A 23,935-nucleotide genomic window follows, 5' to 3' on the forward strand; every position below is an offset into this window, starting at 1 on the left:
CCCCGCGACAGGGGCCGCCGCCTCGCCTCCAGAAGGAACGACACAATGAGTGACGCGTTGAACGAATTGGGACAGCATATCGCGGCCAGACGACCGCAATGCGTCCTGTCCTGGGATGTCAGCCATGGCGAGCTGAACATGGATATCGCGCCCTCGAATATCGAGGATTTTGTCGAGTTCCTGAAAACCGACCGCAACTGCCGCTTTTCCAGCCTGGTCGACATCACCGCCGTGGATTACCCCAGCCGCGAAAAGCGGTTCGACGTGGTCTATCACTTCCTGTCGATGTACCGGAACCAGCGCATCCGCCTGCGCGTGGCCGTGCGCGAAGACGAGATGGTGCATTCGATCTCGAATGTGCACCCCTCGGCCAACTGGTTCGAGCGCGAGGTGTTCGACATGTTCGGCATCCTGTTCACCGGCCATCCGGACCTGCGCCGCATCCTGACCGATTACGGCTTTCGCGGCCATCCGCTGCGCAAGGATTTCCCGACCACCGGCTACACCGAGGTGCGGTATGACGAGGCGCAGAAGCGTGTCGTCTACGAGCCCGTCAAGCTGGTGCAGGAATACCGCCAGTTCGATTTCATGAGTCCCTGGGAAGGGGCGCAATACATTCTTCCGGGTGACGAGAAGAAAGAGGGGGCGAAGTGATGGACGGCTCCAAGGGATTCAACGACGCCCAGACGGGCGAGCAGAAGATCCGCAACTTCAACATCAACTTCGGCCCGCAGCACCCTGCCGCGCATGGTGTGCTGCGCCTGGTGCTGGAGCTGGACGGCGAGATCGTGGAGCGTTGCGATCCGCATATCGGCCTGCTGCACCGTGGCACCGAAAAGCTGATGGAAAGCCGGACCTACCTGCAGAACCTGCCCTATTTCGACCGGCTGGATTACGTGGCTCCGATGAACCAGGAACATGCCTGGTGCCTGGCCATCGAAAGACTGACCGGGGTCGAGGTGCCGCGCCGCGCCAGCCTGATCCGGGTGCTCTATTCCGAAATCGGCCGCGTGCTGAACCACCTGCTGAACGTCACCACGCAGGCGATGGACGTGGGCGCGCTGACCCCGCCGCTCTGGGGCTTCGAGGAACGCGAAAAGCTGATGATCTTCTACGAGCGGGCCTGCGGCGCGCGCCTGCATGCGGCCTATTTCCGGCCCGGCGGCGTGCATCAGGATCTGCCTGATGACCTGCTGGAGGATATTGATACCTGGGCAGTGGAATTCCCCAAGGTTCTGGCCGATATCGACGGTCTGCTGACCGAAAACCGCATCTTCAAGCAGCGCAACTGCGATATCGGTGTCGTGACCGAGGAAGATATCCAGACCTACGGCTTTTCCGGCGTGATGGTGCGCGGCTCGGGCCTGGCCTGGGACCTGCGCCGCGCGCAGCCCTATGAATGCTATGACGAGTTCGAGTTCCAGATCCCCGTGGGCAAGAACGGCGACTGCTATGATCGCTATCTCGTGCGGATGGAAGAGATGCGCCAGTCGGTCAGCATCATCCGCCAGGCGATTGCCAAGCTGCGCGTGGAAAAGGGCGATGTGATGGCGCGCGGCAAGATCACGCCGCCCAAGCGCGGGGATATGAAAACCTCGATGGAAGCGCTGATCCATCACTTCAAGCTTTATACCGAAGGTTTCCACGTTCCGGCGGGCGAGGTCTATGCCTGCGTCGAGGCGCCCAAGGGCGAATTCGGCGTCTACCTTGTGGCTGATGGCACCAACCGGCCCTACCGCGCCAAGCTGCGCGCGCCGGGTTATCTGCATCTGCAGGCCATGGATTACCTGGCCAAGGGCCATCAGCTGGCCGATGTGGCTGCGATCATCGGGACGATGGATGTCGTGTTCGGGGAGATTGACCGTTGAGCATGGCTTTGCGTTATTCCGCCCTTCTGGCCGGCGCGGGGGTGCTTCTGGCCGCCTGCGCCACGCCGCCGACCGGCACATCGGCCGCTGACCTTGCCAATTACGAGGCCGCCGTTGCCAGCCTTGGCTGCACGCTTGTGACCGAACCGGATTACCTTGCCGTCGGCATCCAGACCGGCCTGACCCGTGAGCAGTTGCTGGGGATGACCCAGTATCAGCTGGCCGCGCGCCGCGCCGAAAGCCTGCCGGAAGGCGGGATCAAACTTACCACCGGAGTCTGTGCCTGATGCTTCGCCGTCTCTATCACGACCAACCCGCAAGCTTTGCCTTCACGCCTGCCAACCAGGCCTGGGCCGAGGCGCAGATCACCAAATACCCCGAAGGCCGCCAGGCATCGGCGATCATCCCGCTGCTGTGGCGCGCACAGGAGCAGGAAGGCTGGCTGACCCGTCCGGCGATCGAATATGTGGCCGGGATGCTTGGCATGGCCTATATGCGCGCGCTGGAAGTGGCCTCGTTCTACTTCATGTTCCAGCTGCAACCCGTCGGGTCCGTGGCCCATATCCAGATCTGCGGCACCACGACCTGCATGATCTGCGGGGCCGAGGATCTGGTGGCCGTCTGCCGCGAAAAGATCGCCGACAAGCCCCATGCGCTGAGCGCCGATGGCAAGTTCAGCTGGGAAGAGGTGGAATGCCTGGGCTCCTGCGCGAATGCGCCGATGGCGCAGATCGGCAAGGATTATTACGAGGATCTGACCGCCAAGCGGCTGGGCGAGATCATCGACGAACTGGCCGCTGGCAAGGTGCCGGTGCCCGGTCCGCAGAACGGGCGCTATGCCTCCGAACCGCTGTCCGGCCTGACCAGCCTCAAGGATATGGACAGCGGAAAGACGCAGTATAACGCGTCGGCCCAATTGGCTGTCGATATCGGCGATACCGTCAAGCGGATCGACGGCACCGAAGTGCCGCTGACCGCACCGTGGCAAGGCAAGGCAGGGCAGGACAAGGTGGGGCAGGGCAAAGCCGCGCCGAAAGCCGCCGCACCCAAGGCCAAGGCCGCGCCCAAGGCGCCGACCCCCGATGCGGCCGAAAAGATCGCAAAGCCTGCCGCCAAGCCTGCTGCCACCCCGGCCCCCGCTGCGGGCGAGGGGACAAAGCCCAAGACCATGAAGGCGCCGCGCAAGGCCGGGGCCGATGATCTGAAGCTGATCAAGGGTGTCGGCCCCAAGCTTGAGGCGCTACTGCACAGCATGGGCTTTTACCATTTCGACCAGATCGCCCAATGGTCCTCGGAAGAGGTCGCATGGGTCGATCAGAACCTGGAAGGCTTCAAGGGGCGCGTCACCCGTGACGACTGGGTCGCGCAGGCCGCGATCCTGGCCGAAGGGGGCGAGACTGAATTCTCCAACCGTGCTAAGAAGGGCAAGGTCTGAGACAGGACCGAACGGATAGCAACAGGGAGTTGGAACAATGGGTGAGCCGATGAAGAAAAGCAGTTGCCAGATCGCATGCTGGGCCATGGGCGCTGCTGCGGGCCTTGTGGCCTTCGTGATGCTGCTGGCGCTTGGCGGATGGGGTTTCATACAGGCCGTATTCGGCGCTGCAGTCATCTTTGTCGTGCTGGGGGGGCTGATGTCCCTGATCTTCTGCAAGCCGCTGCCGCCGCTGGGTGGCGTGAAGGCCGGGTTGGACGAGGCTGAAAACACATCCGCACCCGCGCAAACCGCAGCTGCACCGGCACCCGCCCCGGCGCCCGCTGCGAAACCAGCCGCTGCACCAGCCCCGGCACCTGCTGCGGAACCCGTTGCAGCAGCACCCGCCGCACCGGCCACAGCGGCGACAGCGGCCGAAGGCGCAAAACCCGCCACCTTGACCGCCGCGCGCGGTGGCAAGGCTGACAACCTCAAGGAAATCAAGGGTGTGGGGCCGAAGCTGGAGAAGATGCTGAACGGGATGGGCTTTTACCATTTCGATCAGATCGCGGCCTGGACTGCGGCCGAACTGGCCTGGGTCGATGAGAACCTGAGCGGTTTCAAGGGCCGCGCCAGCCGTGACAACTGGGTGGACCAGGCAAAGATCCTGGCCAGCGGCGGCGAGACGGAATTTTCGAAACGGGTCGAGGATGGCGACGTCTACTGACGTCGGCAGAGCAGGAACGGATAGGGCATGACACGGGAACGGGACACGGAACTGGCGCGCAAGGGACGCATGGTCGCGATCGTCATCGCGGGCACCGGCCTGTTCTGGATCCTGGCCACGGTGCTGGGCGGGCAGTTTGGTCTGACCCAGCGCACCCGCGCCCTGTTCGACCTGATGGCGCTGGCGGGGTTCGTCTGGGCCATGTGGATGATTTACCAAATCTGGCGGTTGCGCCAGGATGACAAGGGATAGGCGTGATGCTGAAGGATCAGGACCGCATTTTCACCAACCTCTACGGCATGCATGACCGCACGCTGAAAGGGGCGATGGCGCGTGGTCATTGGGATGGCACGGCGAACATCCTGAAAAACGGGCGCGACTGGATCATCGCGCAGATGAAGGCATCCGGGCTGCGCGGTCGTGGCGGCGCGGGTTTTCCCACCGGCCTCAAGTGGTCGTTCATGCCCAAGGAAAGCGATGGCCGCCCGGCCTACCTGGTGGTGAACGCGGACGAATCCGAGCCGGGCACCTGCAAGGACCGCGAGATCATGCGCCATGATCCGCACACGCTGATCGAGGGCTGTCTGATCGCCTCTTTCGCGATGAACGCGCATGCCTGCTACATCTATATTCGCGGCGAATACATCCGCGAAAAAGAGGCCCTGCAAGCCGCCATTGACGAGGCTTACGAGGCCGGTCTGGTCGGCAAGAACGCCTGCAAGTCGGGCTGGGATTTCGACATCTACCTGCACCATGGCGCCGGCGCCTATATCTGCGGCGAGGAAACCGCCCTGCTGGAAAGCCTTGAAGGCAAGAAGGGCATGCCACGCATGAAGCCGCCATTCCCGGCGGGTGCGGGTCTCTATGGCTGCCCCACCACGGTGAACAACGTGGAATCCATCGCGGTGGTGCCCACGATCCTGCGGCGCGGCCCGGAATGGTTCGCGGGCTTTGGACGTCCGAACAACGCGGGCACCAAGCTGTTCGCGATCTCGGGCCATGTGAACAACCCCTGCGTGGTCGAAGAGGCGATGTCGATCAGTTTCGAAGAGCTGATCGAGACCCATTGCGGCGGTATCCGTGGCGGGTGGGACAACCTCAAGGCGGTGATCCCGGGCGGGTCATCCGTGCCGATGATCCCCGGTGCCGCGATGCGCGAGGCGATCATGGATTTCGACTACCTGCGCGAACAGCGCTCGGGCCTGGGCACGGCGGCGGTGATCGTCATGGACAACTCGACCGATGTGATCAAGGCGATCTGGCGTCTGTCCAAGTTCTACAAGCACGAAAGCTGCGGCCAGTGCACGCCCTGCCGCGAAGGCACCGGCTGGATGATGCGCGTCATGGACCGTCTGGTGAAGGGCGAGGCCGAGGTCGAGGAAATCGACATGCTGCTCGATGTGACCAAGCAGGTCGAGGGGCACACGATCTGCGCGCTTGGCGATGCGGCGGCCTGGCCGATCCAGGGCCTGATCCGGCATTTCCGCGACGAGATCGAGGATCGCATCAAGCACAAGCGCAGCGGCCGCGTCAGCGCCGTGGCGGCGGAGTAGGGCGGATGCGGCTTTCCCTTCTGACGCTTGGTGCGGTGGTGGCACTGACGGGATGTTCGTCGGTGACGGGCGTGACCGACAGGCTGATCGGCCGGAACAAACCGGCCTTTGACGGCCAGTTCTTCCGCGCCTCTGTTGCCTTCGACAAGACCGCGCCGGCCGATTTCGTGGTGCGTGTGCAGGATGCGGGCAAGTCGCTGGCCGGTGCGCGTGAGGCGGGACGGTATGAGGCGACGAAACATTGCATCACCTATTTCGGCAATTCCGCCGCGCTCTGGCAGGTCGGACCGGACAGCCCGGATACCGCGCTGGTCTTCGACGGTGATGCGCTGGTGCTGACCGGGCGTTGTGCGGGATGAAGGGTGACGCTGTCATATCGGGGCTGCGGAGGGGCTGTTATTGCATAGCGGCGACCCTGCGCCCCACCTGTGCCGGATGGCAGGGGGGCGTGATGGCGCCCGCCGCCTTTTGCGGCATGCAAGGAGATGTGACATGCGAATGATCCGTTCTGGTACGAACATGATGATGGTCTGCGCCGTGGCGCTGGGGCTGGGGCTGCCCGCGATGGCTGCGGGCAAACCCAACCTGCGCGACCTGCCCGAGATCGACGACCGGATGCTGTGGGTGGCCATGGCCATCGAGATCAGCGACCGCTGCCCGACCATTGAACCGCGCACCCTGCGCGGCCTGAACTACCTCTGGAGCATCCGGACCCAGGCGCAGGCGCTTGGGTACACCACCTCCGAGATCAAGGCCTATGTGGACAGCGAAGCCGAAAAGGCGCGGATGCGCGCCCGTGGCGAGGCCTATGTCCGCACGCAGGGCCTTGACCCAAGCAACACCGCCGACCTGTGCAAACTGGGTCAGGCGGAAATCGCGAAGGGCAGCCAGATCGGCGCCTTCCTGAGACTGAAGTGAGATCAAATGGCTGACCTACGCAAGATCATCATCGACGGGCATGAAGTCGAAGTCGAGGGCGCGCTGACCCTGATCCAGGCCTGTGAACAGGCCGGGGTCGAGGTGCCGCGCTTCTGCTATCACGAACGGCTGTCAATCGCGGGCAACTGCCGGATGTGTCTTGTCGAGGTCGTGGGTGGCCCGCCCAAGCCCGCCGCGTCTTGCGCGATGCAGGTGCGCGATCTGCGCCCCGGCCCGGAAGGCCAGCCGCCCGTGGTCAAGACCAACAGCCCGATGGTCAAGAAGGCGCGCGAAGGCGTGATGGAATTCCTGCTGATCAACCATCCGCTAGATTGCCCGATCTGTGACCAGGGCGGCGAATGCGACCTGCAGGATCAGGCGATGGCTTACGGCGTCGATTTCAGCCGTTACCGCGAACCCAAGCGCGCGGCCGAGGATCTGAACCTGGGCCCGCTTGTCGAAACCCATATGACGCGCTGCATCTCCTGCACGCGCTGCGTGCGCTTCACCACCGAGGTGGCGGGCATCACCCAGATGGGCCAGACCGGCCGCGGCGAGGATAGCGAGATCACCTCGTACCTGGGTGAAACGCTGGACAGCAACCTTCAGGGCAACATCATCGACCTGTGCCCGGTGGGCGCGCTGGTGTCCAAGCCCTATGCCTTCACGGCACGTCCGTGGGAACTGACCAAGACCGAAAGCATCGACGTGATGGATGCGCTGGGGTCGAACATCCGCGTGGATACCAAGGGGCGCGAAGTGATGCGCTTTTTGCCGCGCAACCATGACGGCGTGAACGAGGAATGGATTTCCGACAAGACCCGCTTTGTCTGGGACGGCCTGCGCCGTCAGCGTCTGGACACCCCCTATATCCGCGAGAACGGCAAACTGCGCCGCGCGGGCTGGGACGAGGCGCTGCGCGCCGCCGCCGCCGCGATGAAGGGCAAGAAACTGGCCGGCCTGGTGGGCGATCTTGTGCCGGTTGAGGCCGCGTTCGCCCTGAAGTCCCTGATCGAGGGGCAGAGCGGCCATGTCGAGGCCCGCACCGATGGCGCGCGTCTGCCGGTCGGGAACCGTTCCGCCTATGTCGGTAATGTCGCCATCGAAGATCTGGATACCGCAACGGACATTCTGATCGTGGGCTCCAACCCGCGTGACGAGGCGCCGGTGCTGAACGCGCGTATCCGCAAGGCATGGACACGCGGCGCAAACGTGGCCGTGGTGGGCGAGGCGGTCGATCTGACCTATCCCTATACGCATCTGGGCACGGACCGTGCTGCGCTGGCCGGGGTCAAGGTGCCCGAGGGTGCCATCGTCATCGTCGGCCAGGGCGCCCTGCGCGAGGCCGATGGCGAGGCTGTTCTGGCCGCCTGCATGGCGCTGTCGGGCCGGATGCTGGTGCTGCACACGGCGGCTGCCCGCGTTGGCGCGATGGATGTGGGCGCCGTCACCGAAGGCGGCATGGCCGCCGCCATCGACGGGGCCGAGGTGATTTATAACCTGGGCGCCGATGAGGTCGAGATCGCGCCGGGTGCCTTCGTGATCTATCAGGGCAGCCATGGCGACCGTGGCGCGCACCGGGCCGACATCATCCTGCCGGGGGCCGCCTATACCGAAGAAAACGGGTTGTTCGTGAACACCGAAGGGCGGCCGCAACTGGCGCTGCGCGCCGGTTTCGCACCGGGCGAGGCCAAGGAAAACTGGGCGATCCTGCGGGCGCTGTCGGCGGAACTGGGTGCCACGCTGCCCTTCGACAGCCTGGCGCAGCTGCGCCGCGCGATGGTGGCCTTGCACCCGCATCTGGGCGAGGTGGACGCGCTGGCCGACAATGGCTGGACCCCGCTGCCCGCCGCACCGCTGGGCAAGGCCGATTTCCGCAACGCGATTACGGATTTCTACCTGACGAACCCGATCGCACGGGCCAGCCAGCTGATGGCGGAGCTGAGCGCCGGGGCGAAGGCACGGCAGCAAAAGGCGATGGCGGCCGAGTGATGAAACCGCAGGCGATCATATCCCCTCTTGCGCTGATGGGGGCGGGCGTGCTGGCCGGGTGCATGGATACCGCACCCGATGTCACGCGTTTCGCACCCGTCTACGAGGGCGTCGAGACGCGCCTGCTGGACGGGGATCTGGTGCGGTTCCGGGTGGCGATGCGCGGTGCGCGCGGCAATGACGATGTGGCCGCCTATGCCGAATGCGCGGCCGCGCAATATGCGCTGATCCGAGACTTCGGATTTGCACGGCATTTGCGAACGAATGTGACGGAACAGGGTGGCCTTTGGCGCGGGGATGCGGTTTACACCATCTCGGCTCAGCTGCCCCGCGGCATGCAGACCATCGACGCCGAAGTCGTTGTGGCGCATTGCGCGGAAAACGGAATACCGACGGTGTGAGGACCAATGGCTGACTTCTTTACAACCCCGCTTGGGATCGCAGTTCTTCTGGTGGCGCAATCGCTTGCGGTGGTGGCCTTCGTGATGATCAGCCTTCTGTTCCTGGTCTATGGCGACCGCAAGATCTGGGCCGCGGTCCAGATGCGGCGCGGGCCGAACGTGGTGGGGGTCTTCGGCCTGCTGCAGACCGTGGCCGATGCGCTGAAATACGTGGTCAAGGAAGTGGTCGTGCCGGCGGGTGCCGACAAGACCGTCTTCATGCTGGCGCCGCTGACCAGTTTCGTGCTGGCGATGATCGCCTGGGCGGTGATCCCCTTCAACGAAGGCTGGGTGCTGTCGGATATCAACGTGGCCATCCTCTATGTCTTCGCGGTCTCCTCGCTCGAGGTTTACGGCGTGATCATGGGGGGCTGGGCGTCGAACTCGAAATACCCGTTCCTGGGGTCCTTGCGCTCGGCCGCGCAGATGATCTCTTACGAGGTGTCGATCGGCCTGATCATCATCGGGATCATCATCTCGACCGGGTCGATGAACTTCAGCGATATCGTGCGCGCGCAGGATGGCAATTACGGCTTTTTCAGCTGGTACTGGCTGCCGCATTTCCCGATGGTCTTTTTGTTCTTCATCTCGGCACTGGCGGAAACGAACCGGCCCCCCTTTGACCTGCCGGAAGCTGAATCCGAACTGGTGGCGGGGTATCAGGTCGAATATTCATCGACCCCGTTCCTGCTGTTCATGGCGGGGGAATATATCGCGATCTTCCTGATGTGCGCGCTGATGAGCCTGCTGTTCTTCGGCGGCTGGCTGTCGCCGATCCCCGGCCTGCCGGACGGTCCGCTGTGGATGGTGGGCAAGATGGCTTTCTTCTTCTTCATCTTCGCGATGGTGAAGGCGATCACCCCGCGCTACCGCTATGACCAGTTGATGCGGATCGGCTGGAAGGTGTTCCTGCCGATGTCCCTGGCCTGGGTGGTCATCGTGGCATTCCTTGCGAAATTCGAACTCTTTGGCGGTGCCTATGCCCGCTGGGCGATTGGAGGCTGACATGACGCAGATCGACTACGGACGCGCGGCGGGCTATTTCCTGCTGTCGGACTTCGCGAAGGGCTTCAAGCTGGGGTTGAAGTATTTCTTCGCGCCCAAGGCCACGCTGAACTATCCGCATGAAAAGGGCCCGCTGTCCCCCCGTTTCCGGGGCGAGCACGCGCTGCGCCGCTACCCCAACGGCGAGGAACGCTGCATCGCCTGCAAGCTCTGCGAGGCTGTGTGCCCCGCGCAGGCGATCACCATCGACGCCGAGCCGCGCGCCGACGGCAGCCGCCGCACCACGCGCTATGACATCGACATGACCAAATGCATCTACTGCGGTTTCTGCCAGGAAGCCTGCCCTGTGGATGCCATCGTGGAAGGCCCGAATTTCGAATTCGCCACCGAAACCCGCGAGGAGCTGTTCTACGACAAGGCCAAGCTTCTGGAGAACGGCGACCGCTGGGAGGCCGAGATTGCCCGCAACCTCGAACTGGATGCGCCCTACAGATGACCGATGCAAAAACCCCATTCGAACTGATGATGGCCCAGGCCCAGGAAATGGTGAAAGCCATGAACCCGGCGCTGAGTTCCTTTGACCCCAAGGGGTTCGAGAAGATGTGGCCGACCATGCCCAAGGAAGCCATGGAAATGTGGTTCGGCAAGGGCATCAGCAAGGACGGGCTGGACGCCAAAACACGGCTGCTGCTCACGCTGGCCGGGTTGACCATGCAGGGCGCGCAAAGCGACACCGCCCTGCGCCAGACCGTGCGCCACGCGCTTGAGGCTGGCGCCACCAAGGATGAAATCGCCGAGACCATCGCCCAGATGTCGATGTTCGCCGGTATCCCCTCCATGACCCGCGCGATGGAACTGGCGCGGCAGGTCCTGGACGAGACGGAGGATGACAAGTCATGACCATGATCGCCTTTGCCTTCTATCTGTTCGCGCTCTGCGCGCTGGCGGGGGGACTGTTCACCGTCATCAGCCGCAACCCGGTGCATTCGGTGCTCTGGCTGATCCTGACCTTCCTGTCGGCGGCGGGTCTGTTCGTGCTGCTGGGCGCGGAATTCGTGGCGATGCTGCTGGTGATCGTCTACGTGGGCGCGGTCGCGGTGCTGTTCCTGTTCGTCGTCATGATGCTGGACGTGGATTTCGCCGAACTCAAGGCCGAGATGGCGCGCTACATGCCGCTGGCGCTGCTGATCGGCGTCGTGCTTCTGATGCAATTGTCGCTGGCCTTCGGCGTCTGGCAGTCCTCGGACGGGGCGATGGCGGCGCGCGATGCGGTGATCCCCACGGATGTGACCAATACGGCCGCACTTGGGCTGCTGCTCTATGACAAGTATTTCCTGCTGTTCCAGCTGTCGGGTCTGATCCTGCTGGTCGCCATGATCGGCGCGATCGTCCTGACCCTGCGGCATCGCAAGGACATCAAGCGCCAGGACGTGCTGGCGCAGATGTGGCGCGATCCGGCCAAGGCGATGGAACTGAAGGACGTGAAACCGGGGCAGGGTCTGTAAGGGCCCCCCCGACCGCCCGTCTTGGGCAAACGATACATGCCGGGTGCAAGGCCCGGCCACATGAAGAACCGAGGGACGACATGATTGGCTTGGAACATTACCTGACGGTGGCGGCGGCGCTGTTCGTCATAGGGATCTTTGGTCTCTTCCTGAACCGGAAGAACGTGATCATCCTGCTGATGTCGATCGAGCTGATCCTGCTGTCGGTGAACATCAACCTGGTCGCCTTTTCCAGTTTCCTGGGCGATCTGGTGGGGCAGGTCTTTACCCTCTTCGTGCTGACCGTGGCCGCCGCCGAGGCGGCGATCGGCCTTGCGATCCTTGTGTGTTTCTTCCGGAACCGCGGCACGATCGCCGTGGAAGACGCCAACGTGATGAAGGGCTGAGACCATGGCAACGATCATCCTTTTCGCGCCCCTGATCGGGGCCCTGATCGCGGGTTTCGGCTGGCGGATCATCGGCGAGACGGCAGCCATGTGGGTCACCACGGGCCTGCTGTTCCTGGCGGCGCTGCTGTCCTGGATCGTGTTCCTGACCTTCGACGGCGTCACCACGCAGGTCGAGATCCTGCGCTGGGTCGAAAGCGGCAGCCTGAGTACCGATTGGGCAATCCGTCTGGACCGTCTGACCGCGATCATGCTGATCGTGATCACGACCGTGTCGGCCCTCGTGCATCTTTATTCCTTTGGCTACATGGATCACGATCCGCAGTGGAAAGACGGTGAAAGCTACAAGCCGCGCTTCTTTGCCTACCTGTCCTTCTTCACCTTCGCGATGCTGATGCTGGTGACGGCGGACAACCTGTTGCAGATGTTCTTCGGCTGGGAAGGTGTGGGTGTCGCATCCTATCTGCTGATCGGGTTCTACTATCGCAAACCATCGGCCAATGCGGCCGCGATCAAGGCTTTCGTGGTCAACCGGGTGGGTGATTTCGGCTTTCTGCTGGGCATTTTCGCGCTGTTCTACCTGACGGATTCGATCCGCTTCGACGATATCTTCACCATGGGGCCGCAGCTGGCCGAAACGCAGCTGTCTTTCCTGTGGACCGAATGGAATGCCGCCAACCTGATCGCCTTCCTGCTGTTCATCGGCGCGATGGGGAAATCGGCGCAGCTCTTCCTGCACACATGGCTGCCCGACGCGATGGAAGGCCCGACGCCCGTGTCGGCGCTGATCCATGCCGCAACCATGGTGACCGCGGGCGTTTTCCTGGTCTGCCGCATGTCGCCGATCATGGAATATGCGCCCGAGGCGATGATGTTCGTGACCTTCGTGGGCGCGACCACCGCATTCTTCGCGGCGACCGTGGGCCTTGTGCAGAACGACATCAAGCGCGTGATCGCCTATTCGACCTGTTCGCAGCTGGGCTACATGTTCGTGGCCGCCGGTGTGGGCGTCTATTCGGTGGCGATGTTCCACCTCTTTACCCACGCCTTCTTCAAGGCGATGCTGTTTCTTGGCGCGGGCTCGGTCATCCATGCGATGCATCACGAGCAGGACATGCGTAACTACGGCGCGCTGCGCAAGAAGATCCCCTATACCTTCTGGGCGATGATGATCGGTACGCTGGCCATCACCGGCGTCGGCATCCCGATGACCTATATCGGCTTTGCGGGCTTCTTCTCGAAGGATGCGGTCGTGGAAAGCGCCTATGCGGCGACGGCGGGGGGCTATGCCTACTGGATGCTGGTCATCGCGGCGCTTTTCACCAGTTTCTACAGCTGGCGCCTGATGTTCCTGACCTTCTACGGCGAGGCGCGCGGCGACAAGCACACCCATGATCACGCCCATGAAAGCCCCAAGGTCATGCTGATCCCGCTGGGCGTTCTGGCGCTGGGTGCGGTCTTCTCGGGCGTGGTCTGGTACAACAGCTTCTTCGGTCATACCGACACGGTGGGCAAATTCTTCGGCGTGCCCTATGCCGAGGCGGGCGCCCATGGCGCAGAGGCCGGACATGGCGACGCCAAGGCCGACGATCATGCCGCAGCCCCCAAGGATGACGGCCATGGCGCGGCCAAGGCCGAAGGCGACCATCACTATGTCTTCACCGGCGCACCGGGCGAGGGGGCGATTCACCAGGCCCCCGGCAACACCGTGCTGAACGACGCGCATGAGGTGCCGAAATGGGTCAAGTTCAGCCCCTTCGTGGTCATGATCATCGGCTTCCTGACGGCCTTCTGGTTCTACATCGTGAACCCGGAACTGCCGCGCAAACTGGCCGAGGTGCAGCGCCCGCTGTATCTGTTCCTGCTGAACAAGTGGTATTTCGATGAAATCTACGACGCGATCTTCGTGCGCCCCGCGCGGCTCATCGGCGCGTTCTTCTGGAAACGCGGCGATGGCGATGTGATCGACGGGTCGATCAATGGCGTGGCCATGGGCGTGATCCCGATGCTGACCCGTTTCGCGGGCCGTGCACAGTCCGGATACATCTTCACCTATGCCTTTGCGATGGTGGTCGGGATCGTGGTCCTGATCACGTGGATGACGCTCACCGGAGGGGCGGAATAATGGATAACCTTCTTTCCATCGTCACCTTCATTCCGGCGCTGGCGGCCCTGATCCTGATCGTGTTCCTGCGCGGCGAGGAAGAGGCGGCAAATCGCAACGCCAAATGGCTGGCGCTGATCGCGACCTCGGTCACATTCCTGGTGTCCTTGTTCATCCTGTTCCAGTTCGACCCCGCCAACACCGGCTTTCAGTTCGTGGAAGAGCGGACCTGGATCATGGGGCTGACCTACAAGATGGGGATCGACGGGATCAGCATTCTTTTCGTGATGCTGACCACCTTCATGATGCCGCTGGTCATCGCCGCATCCTGGGATGTGAACACCCGCGTCAAGGAATACATGATCGCCTTCCTGCTGCTGGAAACGCTGATGCTGGGCGTGTTCATGGCGCTGGACCTGGTGCTGTTCTACCTGTTCTTCGAGGCCGGTCTGATCCCGATGTTCCTGATCATCGGGATCTGGGGCGGCAAGGCGCGGATCTACGCCAGCTTCAAGTTCTTCCTTTATACCTTCCTGGGCTCGGTGCTGATGCTGGTGGCCATGGTGGCGATGTATTCGGATGCCGGCACCACCGACATTCCGGCCCTGATGCGCCATACATTCGGCTCGGAAAGCTTCAGCATTCTGGGTGTGCATGTGGTGGGCGGCCTGCAGACGCTGCTGTTCCTGGCCTTCTTTGCCAGCTTTGCCGTCAAGATGCCGATGTGGCCCGTGCATACCTGGCTGCCTGACGCGCATGTTCAGGCCCCGACCGCCGGTTCGGTGGTTCTGGCGGCGATCCTTCTGAAGATGGGCGGCTACGGCTTTTTGCGCTTCAGCCTGCCGATGTTCCCTGTGGGGTCCGAGGTGATGACGCCGCTGGTCCTGTGGATGTCGGCCATCGCCATCGTCTATACCTCCCTGGTCGCGCTGGTGCAGGAAGACATGAAGAAGCTGATCGCCTATTCCTCCGTGGCGCACATGGGGTACGTGACCATGGGCATCTTTGCCGCCAACCAGCAGGGGATCGACGGCGCGATCTTCCAGATGATCAGCCACGGCTTCATCTCGGGGGCGCTGTTTCTGTGCGTGGGCGTGATCTATGACCGCATGCATACGCGCGACATCGACGCTTACGGCGGTCTGGTGAACCGGATGCCGGCCTATGCGCTGATCTTCATGTTCTTCACCATGGCCAATGTGGGCCTGCCGGGCACCTCGGGCTTCGTGGGCGAATTCCTGACGCTGGTCGGCATCTTCCAGGTCAATACCTGGGTAGCGCTGGTGGCCTGTTCGGGCGTGATCCTGTCGGCCGCCTATGCGCTGTGGCTCTATCGCCGGGTGGTGCTGGGCGATCTGATCAAGGAAAGCCTTCGCACGATCAGCGACATGACCCGCCGCGAAAAGGCGATCTTTGCGCCGCTGGTGGTGATGACCCTGCTGCTGGGTGTCTACCCGGCGCTGGTGACCGATATCATCGGCCCCTCGGTCGAGGCGCTGATTGCCGATTATGACCTTGCCCGCGCGGAAGGATCGACCCTTCCCATGCTGGCGCAGAACTGAACGGAGCGCTGAGAGATGATCCAGGCTGATCTGACCATTATCCTGCCGGAAATCCTGCTGTCGCTCTATGCGATGGCGGCGCTGCTGTTCGGGGTCTATACCGGCAAGGACAAGGTCGCGCCGTTGCTGACATGGACGACCTCGGGCGCTTTCGTGCTGCTGGCCGCGTGGATCGGGCTGAATGGCGAAGGGTCCAACGTGGCCTTCAGTGGCATGTTCCACGATGACGCCTTTGCCCGTTTCGCCAAGGTCACCATCCTGCTGTCGGCTGCCGCCGTGCTGCTGATGAGCCAGGACTACATGGAACGGCGCGGGCTGCTGCGCTTCGAATATCCCATTCTGGTATCGCTCAGCGTTGTCGGCATGATGGTGATGGTCAGCGCGGGCGACCTGATGGCGCTTTACATGGGGCTGGAGCTGCAATCGCTGGCGCTTTACGTCATCGCGTCCTTGCGGCGTGACAGCCTGAAATCGACCGAGGCGGGCCTGAAGTACTTCATCCTGGGCGCACTGTCCTCGGGGTTGCTGCTTTATGGCGCCTCGCTGGTTTATGGCTATGCGGGCACAACGCTGTTTTCGGGCATCATCGCCGCGGCGGGCGAGGGGCAGATGTCGCTTGGCCTGCTGTTCGGCCTGGTCTTCGTGATGTCGGGCCTGGCCTTCAAGGTCTCGGCCGTGCCCTTCCACATGTGGACACCGGACGTCTATGAAGGCTCGCCCACGCCAGTCACCGCCTTCTTCGCGACCGCCCCCAAGATGGCCGCGATGGCCCTTTTTGCGCGGGTGCTGCATGACGCCTTTGGCGGGGCGACGGCGGATTGGCAGCAGATCCTTGCGCTGTTGTCGGTGCTGTCGATGTTCCTGGGCGCGATTGCCGCAATCGGGCAGCGCAATATCAAGCGCCTGATGGCCTTCTCGTCGATTGCCCATATGGGCTATGCGCTGATGGGTCTGGCCGCAGGCACCGTGTTCGGCGTGCAGGCGATGCTGGTCTACATGGCGATCTACGTGACAATGAATGTCGGCACCTTTGCCTTTATCCTGTCGATGGAAAAGGACGGCCAGCCCGTCACCGACATCGCCGCGCTGAACATGTATGCCAAGCGCGAGCCGGGTCGCGCGCTGGCCATGCTGATCCTGCTGTTCAGCCTTGCGGGCGTGCCGCCGCTGGTCGGCTTCTTCGGCAAGTTCTACGTGCTGCGCGCCGCCTATGACGCGGGCCTGGCCTGGCTGGCGATTGCCGGTGTGATCGCCTCGGTGATCGGGGCCTTCTATTACCTGCGGATCGTCTTCTACATGTATTTCGGCGATGAGGGCGAGGAACTGGACGGCGGCAAATCCCCGGTGCTCTGGGCCTTCCTGATGGCTTCGGCGGCGGCGATGCTGTTCGGTGTGGTCAACCTGTTCGGGATCGAAGGCGCGGCGGCCGCCGCTGCGGCCACGCTTGTCAACTGACGCGCAGTCTGCGGGCTGGCCACAGGGCACGGCCCGCGTTGTGCTGCCAGAGGTGGACAGCACCCTGAACGAGGCCGCGCGCCGCTTTGGCGATCTGCGCGGCCCGACCTGGATCCTGGCGCTGCACCAGACGGCGGCGCGCGGGCGGCGGGGGCGCGAATGGCGCCATCCGGCTGGCAATTTCGCTGCAACACTGGTTCTGCCCGGTCCAATCGCGCCGGCCACAGCGGCGCTGCGGTCTTTCGTGGCCTCGCTGGCGCTGCATGATGCCTTTGCCGCGGTGACCGGACGCGCGGGCAGTTTCGCGCTGAAATGGCCCAATGACGTTCTGTTGAACGGGGGCAAGGTGGCGGGCATCCTGCTGGAAACCATCGGGCCTCGTGGGGATGCGCTGTCGATCGGGATCGGTGTCAACCTGGCGCAGGCACCGGGGGCCGCGCAGGTGGAAGCGGGCGCGCTGCGGCCTGTGTCGCTGCTGTCGGAAACCGGCGCATCGGTCACGCCCGAAGAATTCCTGGACCTGCTGGCCCCGGCCTTCGCCCGCCATGAGGCGCAGTTTGCCACCTATGGCTTTGCCCCGATCCGCACCGCATGGATGGATCGCGCCGCGCGCCGGGGCGAGGTGATCACCGCCCGCCTTCCGGGCGAAGAGGTGACAGGCCGCTTCGATACGGTGGACGAGCAGGGTCAACTTGTCCTATCAACGCCGCAAGGCCCGCGCCGCATCGCTGCGGCCGATGTGTTCTTCTGAGGATTGCTGACATGCTTCTGGCCATCGACTGTGGCAATACAAATACTGTTTTCTCGATCTGGAACGGCACCCGCATCCTCTGCACGCTCAGGACATCGACCGAGCATCAGCGCACGGCGGACCAGTATTACGTCTGGCTCAGCACGCTGCTGGCCCATAACAAGATCCCGATGGATATCAACGCGGTCATCATCTCGTCCACGGTGCCGCGCGTGGTGTTCAATCTGCGGGTTCTGGCGGATCGCTATTTCGCCTGTAGGCCCCTTGTGGTGGGGCGTCCCGACTGCCTGCTGCCGGTGGCGCCCCGCGTCGATGCGGGCACGCGCCCCGGTCCCGATCGTCTGGCCAATGCGGTTGCGGCCTTCGACCGGCATGGCGGCAACGTGGTGGTCGTGGATTTCGGCACCGCCACCAATTTCGATGTCGTCTCCGATGATGGGGCCTATGTCGGCGGCGTGATCGCGCCGGGCGTGAACCTCAGCCTTGAGGCATTGCATGCCGGGGCGGCGGCCCTGCCGCATGTGGATATCAGCCAACCCGAGAAGGTGATCGGCACGAATACGGTCGCCTGCATTCAATCCGGCGTGTTCTGGGGATATATCGGCTTGATTGATGGGCTGATCGCCCGCATCAAGGCCGAATACGGCGCACCGATGAAGGTGATCGGCACCGGCGGGCTGGCGCCGCTGTTTGCCCAGGCCGAAAACCTGTTCGACACGATCGAAGACGATCTGACCATTCATGGCCTGACGGTCATTCACAAATACAACAAGGACCAAGGCAACATATGAGCAGCAAACGATTGATCTACCTTCCCCTCGGCGGTGCCGGGGAAATCGGGATGAACTGCTATGTCTACGGATATGGCGCGCCCGATAACGAGCGGCTGATCGTCGTCGACATCGGCGTGGCCTTTCCCGATATGGATGGCACACCGGGCGTTGACCTGATCCTGCCCGATATCGCCTGGCTGGAAGAACGCAAGACCCGGATCGAGGCGGTGTTCATCACCCATGCCCATGAGGATCACGTCGGCGCCATCGGCCATCTGTTCGAACGCTTGGGACAGCCAGCGGTCTATGCGCGTGCCTTCACCTCGAATATCGCGCGGGGCAAGCTGGCCGAATACGGCTATTCCGACAAGGTCGTGAAAACCGTGTCGAAATGGCCCGAAACCGTGACCGCGGGGCCGTTCACCGTGGGTTTCCTGCCGATCTCGCATTCCATTCCCGAAAGCTCGTCATTGGTGATCGACACCCCCGAGGGGCGCGTCATCCACACGGGCGATTTCAAGATCGACCATAACCCGCTGGTGGGCGAGGCCTTCGATCCCGACCTCTGGGCCGAGGTGGCCGCACCCGGTGTCAAGGCGCTGATCTGCGACAGCACCAATGTGTTCAACACCCATGAAGGCCGGTCGGAATCCACCCTCGGCCCTGCGATCGTCGAGCTGATCTCGGCGCAGCGCGGCATGGTCGTGGCGACGACATTCGCCAGCAACGTGGCACGGGTCAAGACCTTGGCCGAAGCGGGCGAGGCGGCAGGTCGGTCGATCTGCCTGATGGGGCGCGCCATGCGCCGGATGATCGAAGCCTCGGTGGACACCGGGGTTCTGTCGTCCTTTCCCAAGGTTGTCAGCCCCGAAGACGCCATGGCGATGCCGCGTGACAACGTCATGCTGATCGTCACCGGCAGCCAGGGCGAACGCCGCGCCGCCAGCGCGCAGCTGGCCAATGGCAAGTACCAGGGGGTCGTGCTGAAGGATGGGGACCTGTTCCTGTTCTCGTCCAAGACGATTCCCGGCAACGAAAAGGGTGTGATCCGCATCATCAACCAGTTCAGCGAAATGGGCGTTGACGTGGTCGATGACAGCAATGGCAAGTACCACGTGTCCGGCCATGCCAACCGGCCCGATATCGAATACATGCAAAAGCTGGTCAAGCCGCAGATCGTGATCCCGATGCATGGCGAACACCGCCACCTGCGCGAGATGGTCAAGATCGCCAAGGGCAACAGGTTCCAGTCGATCCTGGCCCCGAACGGGATGATGGTCAACCTGGGCGGCAACGAACCCAGCGTGGCAGGCTATGTGGAAACCGGGCGCACCTATCTGGACGGGTCCGCGCAGGTGGGCGCGCTGGACGGGGTGGTGCGCGATCGTATCCGCATGGCGCTGAACGGGCATGTGACGGTGACCCTGATCCTGGACGACGAGAACGAGCCCCTGGGCGAGCCCTGGTGCGAGATCATGGGGCTGGCCCAGACGGGACGGTCACGCGCGCCCCTGGTCGAGGTTCTTGAGGCGGATCTGGATCAATTCATCAACCGCGCGTCCGAGGCGACGCTGGCCGATGACGACAAGCTGGAACAGCAGCTGAAAAAGATCGTCCGCCAGACAGCGCTGGACGAGATCGGCAAGAAGCCCGAGGTGACAGTGGTCATCAGCCGGCTTAGCGCCTGAAGAAAAAACCGGCTTGCCCGCGTGATCAATGGGTTACGCGGGCAAAGACCTTGCGAAAGAACGCCTCGCGTTCCACTTGCGTCATCGCCTGCACCCTGTGCATCCGCCCCGAGAGCAGCAGTGACGCGAACCCGTGCACCATGCTCCAGCTGGCCATGACATCGGCCATGGCGTCCTGATCGTCATAGGGCGAGACACCGCGCAGGCGGGCAATATCGCGGGCCAGATGATCGAAAGCGGCGGCAGACGCCTTTTCAAGATCCGGGTCACAGGTATCAACCCGGTCTGATCCGAACATCAGCTTGAACAGCGCCGGGGCGGCAAGGGTGAAATCCAGATAGCCCAGCCCCGAGGCGGTCAATAGCGCTTCGGGATCATCGCTGGCGCAAGCCGCCTGTCGCGCTTGCATCGCGGCCAGGAAACGTCGGAACCCTGCGGTGGCCATCGCCGCCAGCAACCCTTGCGTATCACCGAAGTGATGCGCCGGGGCCGAGTGGCTGACACCGACCTCGCGCGCGACGCGGCGCAGGGAAAACCCTTCGACCCCGGTTTCCGCCAGCACGGATTCGGCGGCGGCCAGAAGGGCCGCGCGCAGGTCTCCGTGATGGTAGGCTGTCTTTTCTTCCGTCATTTCATCCCCTTAATCCATCATCTTGACAGCGTCAAGTTATAGTCTTGACAGTGTCCAGATGGAAATGACATCTTTATCTTGCCAATGTCCAGATGAGGTAAGCCATGACCCCTGACAGCCTGTTCCAGATCGCCGGTCCGATCGCCATGATCGGTTGGATCTTTCTTGCGCTGGCGCCGCTGGCGCCGAAATGGGCCGACCGGATCGGCGGGGTCATCATCCCTGCGATCCTGTCGGTCGGATATACGGCCGTGATCCTGGGGTATTGGTGGCAAGGGCAGGGCGGTTTCGACAGTCTGGCCAATGTGATGCTGCTGTTGTCCAACCCCTGGATGGCGCTGGCGGGATGGGTGCATTTTCTGGCCTTCGATCTGTTCATCGGGGGCTGGATCACGCGTCAGGCACGGCGTGACGGCATCCCGCATCTGGTTGTGCTGCCCTGCCTGCTGCTGACGTTCCTGTTCGGCCCTGCCGGTCTGATCCTGTTCCTGTCCATCGGCGCCATGCGCCGCCTTGTCACCCCCCGCGAAATCGAGGCTTGATATGACCGATGCAACCTTTTCCCCGCCCATGCCCGCCCTGTCCTTGCGCGGGATGATCCCCGCCCTGTTCGGACCCGATCCGCGCCTTGCCGTGCTTGGGGCTGTCCTGCTGTGCAGCATGATCCCGACCGGTCTTGCGATGCTGATTGATCCGCGCCTGTTTCAAGGCGAAAGCATCTGGCTGAAACCCCTGAAGTTCGAATTCGCACTGGCGTTCTACCTTCTGAGCCTTGCGTTCTTCGCGCGCTTCCTGCCTGCCGGAATGCTTGACCGGCGCGGTTTCAGGATCTTTTCCGCGGTCGTGATCCTTTGCATCCTGGGGGAAGTGGCCTGGATCGGTGGTGCAGCCATGTTCGGAACCGCCTCGCATTTCAACCTGTCGTCCCCGGTGATGGAGGGGCTTTATGGCCTGATGGGACTGTTCGCCGTCACGCTGACCTCGGCCAGCCTGGTCTATGGCATCGCGATCTGGCGCAATCCGGCCGGCCTGTCCGATGCGGCGCTGCGCCTGTCCGTGGTGCTGGGGCTGGTCCTGACATTTCTGCTGACCGTCGTGGTGGCGGGATACATGTCATCGCAGCCGGGGCATCTGGTTGGGGTGCCGATCACCGATGCGCGGGTGCCGGTCATGGGCTGGTCGCGCGAGGTGGGCGATCTGCGTCTTCCGCATTTCCTGGCGACCCATGCGATGCATGTGATCCCGCTGGCGGGGCTGGTGGCGTCACGGATGCTGTCCGATGCCGCGGCGCTGCGGGCAGTCTGGGCCGTGTCGGCGGGTTTCGTGCTGGTGACACTTGCAGGTTTTGCCATGGCGATCATGGGCTTGCCGGTCTTTCCGGTCTGATCTGCGCCGGGGCTGCACAAGAAAAAACCCGCACCGGGGAACGGTGCGGGTTTCTGTCTGCGGATCTGGTTGGCCGATCAGACCGTGCGCCGCTCGTCAAAGCTTAGCGCGATGAAGCTGGGCAGGTGGTCGCCCATGCCGACAACCTTGGGGCCGTTGTCGCGCCCCGAATCGCGTCCCTGACCGCCACGCGGCCGATCACGCCGATCGTCCGAGCGTCCCTCAGGCGCACGGTCCTCGCGCGGCTTTGCGTCGCGCGAACGGTCGTCGCGGGGTTTGTCGTTGCGGGCGCGGTCGTCACGGGGACGATCTTCACGGGGACGGTCATCGCGAGGACGATCTTCACGGGGTCGATCTTCGCGCGGCTTCTCATCCCGGGGACGGTCATCGCGCGGTTTCTCGTCGCGCGGTTTCTCCTCGCGGCGGGTTTCGATCTGCGCGTCTTCCGGCTTGTCCTTGGGTGCGGGTTTGTCACCCGAACGTCCGCGTGAGGACCGCGAGCGGCTGCGCGAGGATGATGTCCGCGCCTCGCCCTCGGCCTCATCGTCGCTTGCAGGCATGATCACGCCATCCAGCGGATTGGCCAGGCGCGGGATCTCGGTCTGGATCAGGCGTTCCACATCTGCGAAATTCTTGTCGTCACGCCCGGTGCAGATCATGATCGCGGTGCCGCTGCGCCCGGCGCGCCCGGTGCGGCCGATGCGGTGCACATAGTCTTCGGCATGGCTGGGCACGTCGAAGTTGAACACATGGCTGACGTTGGGAATGTCCAGGCCACGCGCGGCCACGTCGGATGCCACCAGAAAGCGCAGCGTGCCATCGCGGAACCCATCCAGCGTACGCATGCGCTGCGACTGTTCCAGATCGCCATGGATCGGGGCCGCGTCATAGCCGTATTTCTTCAGCGATTTCGCGACGATATCCACATCCGTCTTGCGGTTGCAGAAGATGATCGCGTTCTTGCACTTCTCGCCTTCGGCGTCGATCAGGGCCCGCAGAAGCTGTCGCTTTTCGCTGGCTTCGCGATCCTTGCGGCTGGCCTTGAACATGACCACGCCCTGCGTGATCGTGGTCGAGGCGCTGGCCTGGCGCGCCACTTCGATCCGCTCGGGGGCGGACAGGAAGGTGTTGGTGATCCGCTCGATCTCGGGCGCCATGGTGGCGCTGAAGAACAGGGTCTGACGGGTGAAGGGCGTCAGGCTGAAGATCCGCTCGATATCGGGGATGAAGCCCATGTCCAGCATCCGGTCGGCTTCGTCCACGACCATGATCTGCACGCCGGTCAGCAGCAGCTTGCCGCGTTCGAAATGATCCAGCAGACGGCCCGGCGTCGCGATCAGCACGTCGACACCACGGTCGATCAGCTGATCCTGTTCCTTGAAGGAGACGCCGCCGATCAGCAGCGCTTTGGTCAGCTTGTGATACTTGGTGTAGGTGTCGAAGTTTTCGGCCACCTGGGCCGCCAGTTCGCGGGTCGGGCACAACACCAGGCTGCGCGGCATGCGGGCGCGCGCGCGGCCCTTGGCCAGCAGCGTGATCATCGGCAGCGTGAAGCTGGCGGTCTTGCCGGTTCCGGTCTGGGCGATTCCCAGAACGTCACGGCCTTCCAGGGCGGGCGGAATCGCCCCGGCCTGAATGGGGGTAGGGGTTTCATACCCCGCGTCCTCAATCGCCTTGAGGACCTTGGGGTCGAGTTTGAGATCAGAGAATTTTATCATGTGTATCCGTTGATAACGGACACGTCACGGCCCGTTGCGTCTGATGGGGGTCGGGCCCC

General features: G+C 63.2%; 26 protein-coding genes. 24 read left to right on the top strand and 2 right to left on the bottom strand.

Annotation, left to right across the window (positions count from 1 at the left end):
* The first annotated feature begins 45 nt into the window (after window positions 1-45).
* The 22 genes from ACFQ3C_RS02755 to ACFQ3C_RS02860 all read left to right on the top strand — a co-directional run bounded on the left by ACFQ3C_RS02755 (window position 46) and on the right by ACFQ3C_RS02860 (window position 20,141).
* Window positions 46-654, top strand: coding sequence for an NADH-quinone oxidoreductase subunit C (locus tag ACFQ3C_RS02755; RefSeq protein ID WP_380788898.1), 609 nt, complete (start codon window positions 46-48; stop codon window positions 652-654).
* Complete coding sequence (locus tag ACFQ3C_RS02760) at window positions 654-1,868, top strand: NADH-quinone oxidoreductase subunit D (RefSeq protein WP_380788899.1); 1,215 nt, start codon at window positions 654-656, stop codon at window positions 1,866-1,868. Before ACFQ3C_RS02755 ends, ACFQ3C_RS02760 begins: the two co-directional genes overlap by 1 nt.
* A 2-nt stretch (window positions 1,869-1,870) precedes the next feature.
* Window positions 1,871-2,155 (top strand): hypothetical protein, encoded by a 285-nt coding sequence (locus ACFQ3C_RS02765; protein ID WP_380788900.1) that lies wholly within the window; start codon window positions 1,871-1,873, stop codon window positions 2,153-2,155.
* Window positions 2,155-3,303 (top strand): NADH-quinone oxidoreductase subunit E, encoded by a 1,149-nt coding sequence (locus ACFQ3C_RS02770; protein WP_380788901.1) that lies wholly within the window; start codon window positions 2,155-2,157, stop codon window positions 3,301-3,303. Before ACFQ3C_RS02765 ends, ACFQ3C_RS02770 begins: the two co-directional genes overlap by 1 nt.
* 49 nt (window positions 3,304-3,352) lie before the next feature.
* On the top strand, window positions 3,353-4,009 hold the full coding sequence (locus tag ACFQ3C_RS02775) for a hypothetical protein (RefSeq protein ID WP_380788902.1): 657 nt from the start codon (window positions 3,353-3,355) through the stop codon (window positions 4,007-4,009).
* A 27-nt stretch (window positions 4,010-4,036) separates the two neighbouring features.
* Complete coding sequence (locus ACFQ3C_RS02780) at window positions 4,037-4,261, top strand: DUF5337 domain-containing protein (RefSeq protein ID WP_380788903.1); 225 nt, start codon at window positions 4,037-4,039, stop codon at window positions 4,259-4,261.
* Between the two features lie 5 nt (window positions 4,262-4,266).
* The gene (gene nuoF, locus ACFQ3C_RS02785; RefSeq protein WP_380788904.1) at window positions 4,267-5,562 is read left to right on the top strand and encodes an NADH-quinone oxidoreductase subunit NuoF; all 1,296 of its coding nucleotides are present in this window, start codon (window positions 4,267-4,269) and stop codon (window positions 5,560-5,562) included.
* Between the two features lie 5 nt (window positions 5,563-5,567).
* Window positions 5,568-5,921, top strand: a complete 354-nt coding sequence (locus ACFQ3C_RS02790) for a hypothetical protein (RefSeq protein WP_380788905.1) — start codon at window positions 5,568-5,570, stop codon at window positions 5,919-5,921.
* Window positions 5,922-6,054: 133 nt separating this feature from the next.
* The gene (locus ACFQ3C_RS02795) at window positions 6,055-6,480 is read left to right on the top strand and encodes a DUF5333 domain-containing protein (protein ID WP_380788906.1); all 426 of its coding nucleotides are present in this window, start codon (window positions 6,055-6,057) and stop codon (window positions 6,478-6,480) included.
* A 6-nt stretch (window positions 6,481-6,486) separates the two neighbouring features.
* Complete coding sequence (nuoG, locus tag ACFQ3C_RS02800) at window positions 6,487-8,472, top strand: NADH-quinone oxidoreductase subunit NuoG (RefSeq protein ID WP_380788907.1); 1,986 nt, start codon at window positions 6,487-6,489, stop codon at window positions 8,470-8,472.
* The gene (locus tag ACFQ3C_RS02805) at window positions 8,472-8,873 is read left to right on the top strand and encodes a hypothetical protein (RefSeq protein WP_380788908.1); all 402 of its coding nucleotides are present in this window, start codon (window positions 8,472-8,474) and stop codon (window positions 8,871-8,873) included. The genes nuoG and ACFQ3C_RS02805 overlap by 1 nt, the downstream gene beginning before the upstream one ends.
* A 6-nt stretch (window positions 8,874-8,879) precedes the next feature.
* Window positions 8,880-9,917 (top strand): NADH-quinone oxidoreductase subunit NuoH, encoded by a 1,038-nt coding sequence (gene nuoH / locus ACFQ3C_RS02810; RefSeq protein ID WP_380788909.1) that lies wholly within the window; start codon window positions 8,880-8,882, stop codon window positions 9,915-9,917.
* Between the two features lies 1 nt (window position 9,918).
* Window positions 9,919-10,413, top strand: coding sequence for an NADH-quinone oxidoreductase subunit NuoI (gene nuoI, locus ACFQ3C_RS02815; protein ID WP_380788910.1), 495 nt, complete (start codon window positions 9,919-9,921; stop codon window positions 10,411-10,413).
* Window positions 10,410-10,817 (top strand): carboxymuconolactone decarboxylase family protein, encoded by a 408-nt coding sequence (locus tag ACFQ3C_RS02820; protein WP_380788911.1) that lies wholly within the window; start codon window positions 10,410-10,412, stop codon window positions 10,815-10,817. The genes nuoI and ACFQ3C_RS02820 overlap by 4 nt, the downstream gene beginning before the upstream one ends.
* Before the next feature lie 2 nt (window positions 10,818-10,819).
* Window positions 10,820-11,422: an NADH-quinone oxidoreductase subunit J gene (locus ACFQ3C_RS02825; RefSeq protein ID WP_375573831.1), complete on the top strand. Its 603-nt coding sequence runs from the start codon at window positions 10,820-10,822 to the stop codon at window positions 11,420-11,422.
* Window positions 11,423-11,502: 80 nt separating this feature from the next.
* Window positions 11,503-11,808 (top strand): NADH-quinone oxidoreductase subunit NuoK, encoded by a 306-nt coding sequence (gene nuoK / locus ACFQ3C_RS02830; protein WP_274558757.1) that lies wholly within the window; start codon window positions 11,503-11,505, stop codon window positions 11,806-11,808.
* Between the two features lie 4 nt (window positions 11,809-11,812).
* Window positions 11,813-13,933, top strand: a complete 2,121-nt coding sequence (gene nuoL / locus ACFQ3C_RS02835) for an NADH-quinone oxidoreductase subunit L (RefSeq protein WP_380788912.1) — start codon at window positions 11,813-11,815, stop codon at window positions 13,931-13,933.
* Window positions 13,933-15,474, top strand: a complete 1,542-nt coding sequence (locus tag ACFQ3C_RS02840; RefSeq protein ID WP_380788913.1) for an NADH-quinone oxidoreductase subunit M — start codon at window positions 13,933-13,935, stop codon at window positions 15,472-15,474. Before nuoL ends, ACFQ3C_RS02840 begins: the two co-directional genes overlap by 1 nt.
* Window positions 15,475-15,489: 15 nt before the next feature.
* The gene (gene nuoN / locus ACFQ3C_RS02845; protein WP_380788914.1) at window positions 15,490-16,929 is read left to right on the top strand and encodes an NADH-quinone oxidoreductase subunit NuoN; all 1,440 of its coding nucleotides are present in this window, start codon (window positions 15,490-15,492) and stop codon (window positions 16,927-16,929) included.
* Window positions 16,930-16,981: 52 nt separating this feature from the next.
* Window positions 16,982-17,680 (top strand): biotin--[acetyl-CoA-carboxylase] ligase, encoded by a 699-nt coding sequence (locus tag ACFQ3C_RS02850; RefSeq protein WP_380788915.1) that lies wholly within the window; start codon window positions 16,982-16,984, stop codon window positions 17,678-17,680.
* 11 nt (window positions 17,681-17,691) lie between these two features.
* Complete coding sequence (locus tag ACFQ3C_RS02855; protein ID WP_380788916.1) at window positions 17,692-18,471, top strand: type III pantothenate kinase; 780 nt, start codon at window positions 17,692-17,694, stop codon at window positions 18,469-18,471.
* The gene (locus tag ACFQ3C_RS02860) at window positions 18,468-20,141 is read left to right on the top strand and encodes a ribonuclease J (protein WP_380788917.1); all 1,674 of its coding nucleotides are present in this window, start codon (window positions 18,468-18,470) and stop codon (window positions 20,139-20,141) included. Before ACFQ3C_RS02855 ends, ACFQ3C_RS02860 begins: the two co-directional genes overlap by 4 nt.
* A gap of 25 nt (window positions 20,142-20,166) precedes the next feature.
* Here the strand turns inward: ACFQ3C_RS02860 and ACFQ3C_RS02865 are convergent, their stop codons facing one another.
* Complete coding sequence (locus ACFQ3C_RS02865; RefSeq protein WP_380788918.1) at window positions 20,167-20,772, bottom strand: TetR/AcrR family transcriptional regulator; 606 nt, start codon at window positions 20,770-20,772, stop codon at window positions 20,167-20,169.
* A 104-nt stretch (window positions 20,773-20,876) separates the two neighbouring features.
* Between ACFQ3C_RS02865 and ACFQ3C_RS02870 the strand changes: the two genes are divergently transcribed.
* Complete coding sequence (locus ACFQ3C_RS02870) at window positions 20,877-21,314, top strand: ABA4-like family protein (RefSeq protein ID WP_380788919.1); 438 nt, start codon at window positions 20,877-20,879, stop codon at window positions 21,312-21,314.
* A 1-nt stretch (window position 21,315) separates the two neighbouring features.
* Window positions 21,316-22,158, top strand: a complete 843-nt coding sequence (locus tag ACFQ3C_RS02875; protein ID WP_380788920.1) for a hypothetical protein — start codon at window positions 21,316-21,318, stop codon at window positions 22,156-22,158.
* A 77-nt stretch (window positions 22,159-22,235) separates the two neighbouring features.
* On the opposite strand, the gene ACFQ3C_RS02880 is transcribed toward ACFQ3C_RS02875, so the two are convergent.
* A complete protein-coding gene (locus ACFQ3C_RS02880) occupies window positions 22,236-23,876 on the bottom strand; it encodes a DEAD/DEAH box helicase (RefSeq protein WP_380788921.1) in 1,641 nt (546 codons plus the stop codon).
* Between the last annotated feature and the right edge of the window lie 59 nt (window positions 23,877-23,935).

The organism is Seohaeicola saemankumensis, from assembly GCF_042678485.1.
GTDB lineage: Bacteria > Pseudomonadota > Alphaproteobacteria > Rhodobacterales > Rhodobacteraceae > Seohaeicola > Seohaeicola saemankumensis.

Coding starts and splice junctions, on each gene's coding strand:
- ACFQ3C_RS02865 (WP_380788918.1), bottom strand. CDS start 20,772: ATGACGGAAGAAAAGACAGCCTACCATCACGGAGACCTGCGCGCGGCC.
- ACFQ3C_RS02825 (WP_375573831.1), top strand. CDS start 10,820: ATGATCGCCTTTGCCTTCTATCTGTTCGCGCTCTGCGCGCTGGCGGGG.
- ACFQ3C_RS02765 (WP_380788900.1), top strand. CDS start 1,871: ATGGCTTTGCGTTATTCCGCCCTTCTGGCCGGCGCGGGGGTGCTTCTG.
- ACFQ3C_RS02755 (WP_380788898.1), top strand. CDS start 46: ATGAGTGACGCGTTGAACGAATTGGGACAGCATATCGCGGCCAGACGA.
- ACFQ3C_RS02790 (WP_380788905.1), top strand. CDS start 5,568: ATGCGGCTTTCCCTTCTGACGCTTGGTGCGGTGGTGGCACTGACGGGA.
- nuoH (WP_380788909.1), top strand. CDS start 8,880: ATGGCTGACTTCTTTACAACCCCGCTTGGGATCGCAGTTCTTCTGGTG.
- ACFQ3C_RS02775 (WP_380788902.1), top strand. CDS start 3,353: ATGAAGAAAAGCAGTTGCCAGATCGCATGCTGGGCCATGGGCGCTGCT.
- ACFQ3C_RS02805 (WP_380788908.1), top strand. CDS start 8,472: ATGAAACCGCAGGCGATCATATCCCCTCTTGCGCTGATGGGGGCGGGC.
- ACFQ3C_RS02855 (WP_380788916.1), top strand. CDS start 17,692: ATGCTTCTGGCCATCGACTGTGGCAATACAAATACTGTTTTCTCGATC.
- ACFQ3C_RS02770 (WP_380788901.1), top strand. CDS start 2,155: ATGCTTCGCCGTCTCTATCACGACCAACCCGCAAGCTTTGCCTTCACG.
- nuoI (WP_380788910.1), top strand. CDS start 9,919: ATGACGCAGATCGACTACGGACGCGCGGCGGGCTATTTCCTGCTGTCG.
- ACFQ3C_RS02760 (WP_380788899.1), top strand. CDS start 654: ATGGACGGCTCCAAGGGATTCAACGACGCCCAGACGGGCGAGCAGAAG.
- ACFQ3C_RS02840 (WP_380788913.1), top strand. CDS start 13,933: ATGGATAACCTTCTTTCCATCGTCACCTTCATTCCGGCGCTGGCGGCC.
- nuoK (WP_274558757.1), top strand. CDS start 11,503: ATGATTGGCTTGGAACATTACCTGACGGTGGCGGCGGCGCTGTTCGTC.
- ACFQ3C_RS02860 (WP_380788917.1), top strand. CDS start 18,468: ATGAGCAGCAAACGATTGATCTACCTTCCCCTCGGCGGTGCCGGGGAA.
- ACFQ3C_RS02870 (WP_380788919.1), top strand. CDS start 20,877: ATGACCCCTGACAGCCTGTTCCAGATCGCCGGTCCGATCGCCATGATC.
- nuoN (WP_380788914.1), top strand. CDS start 15,490: ATGATCCAGGCTGATCTGACCATTATCCTGCCGGAAATCCTGCTGTCG.
- ACFQ3C_RS02875 (WP_380788920.1), top strand. CDS start 21,316: ATGACCGATGCAACCTTTTCCCCGCCCATGCCCGCCCTGTCCTTGCGC.
- nuoG (WP_380788907.1), top strand. CDS start 6,487: ATGGCTGACCTACGCAAGATCATCATCGACGGGCATGAAGTCGAAGTC.
- ACFQ3C_RS02780 (WP_380788903.1), top strand. CDS start 4,037: ATGACACGGGAACGGGACACGGAACTGGCGCGCAAGGGACGCATGGTC.
- nuoF (WP_380788904.1), top strand. CDS start 4,267: ATGCTGAAGGATCAGGACCGCATTTTCACCAACCTCTACGGCATGCAT.
- ACFQ3C_RS02880 (WP_380788921.1), bottom strand. CDS start 23,876: ATGATAAAATTCTCTGATCTCAAACTCGACCCCAAGGTCCTCAAGGCG.
- nuoL (WP_380788912.1), top strand. CDS start 11,813: ATGGCAACGATCATCCTTTTCGCGCCCCTGATCGGGGCCCTGATCGCG.
- ACFQ3C_RS02820 (WP_380788911.1), top strand. CDS start 10,410: ATGACCGATGCAAAAACCCCATTCGAACTGATGATGGCCCAGGCCCAG.
- ACFQ3C_RS02795 (WP_380788906.1), top strand. CDS start 6,055: ATGCGAATGATCCGTTCTGGTACGAACATGATGATGGTCTGCGCCGTG.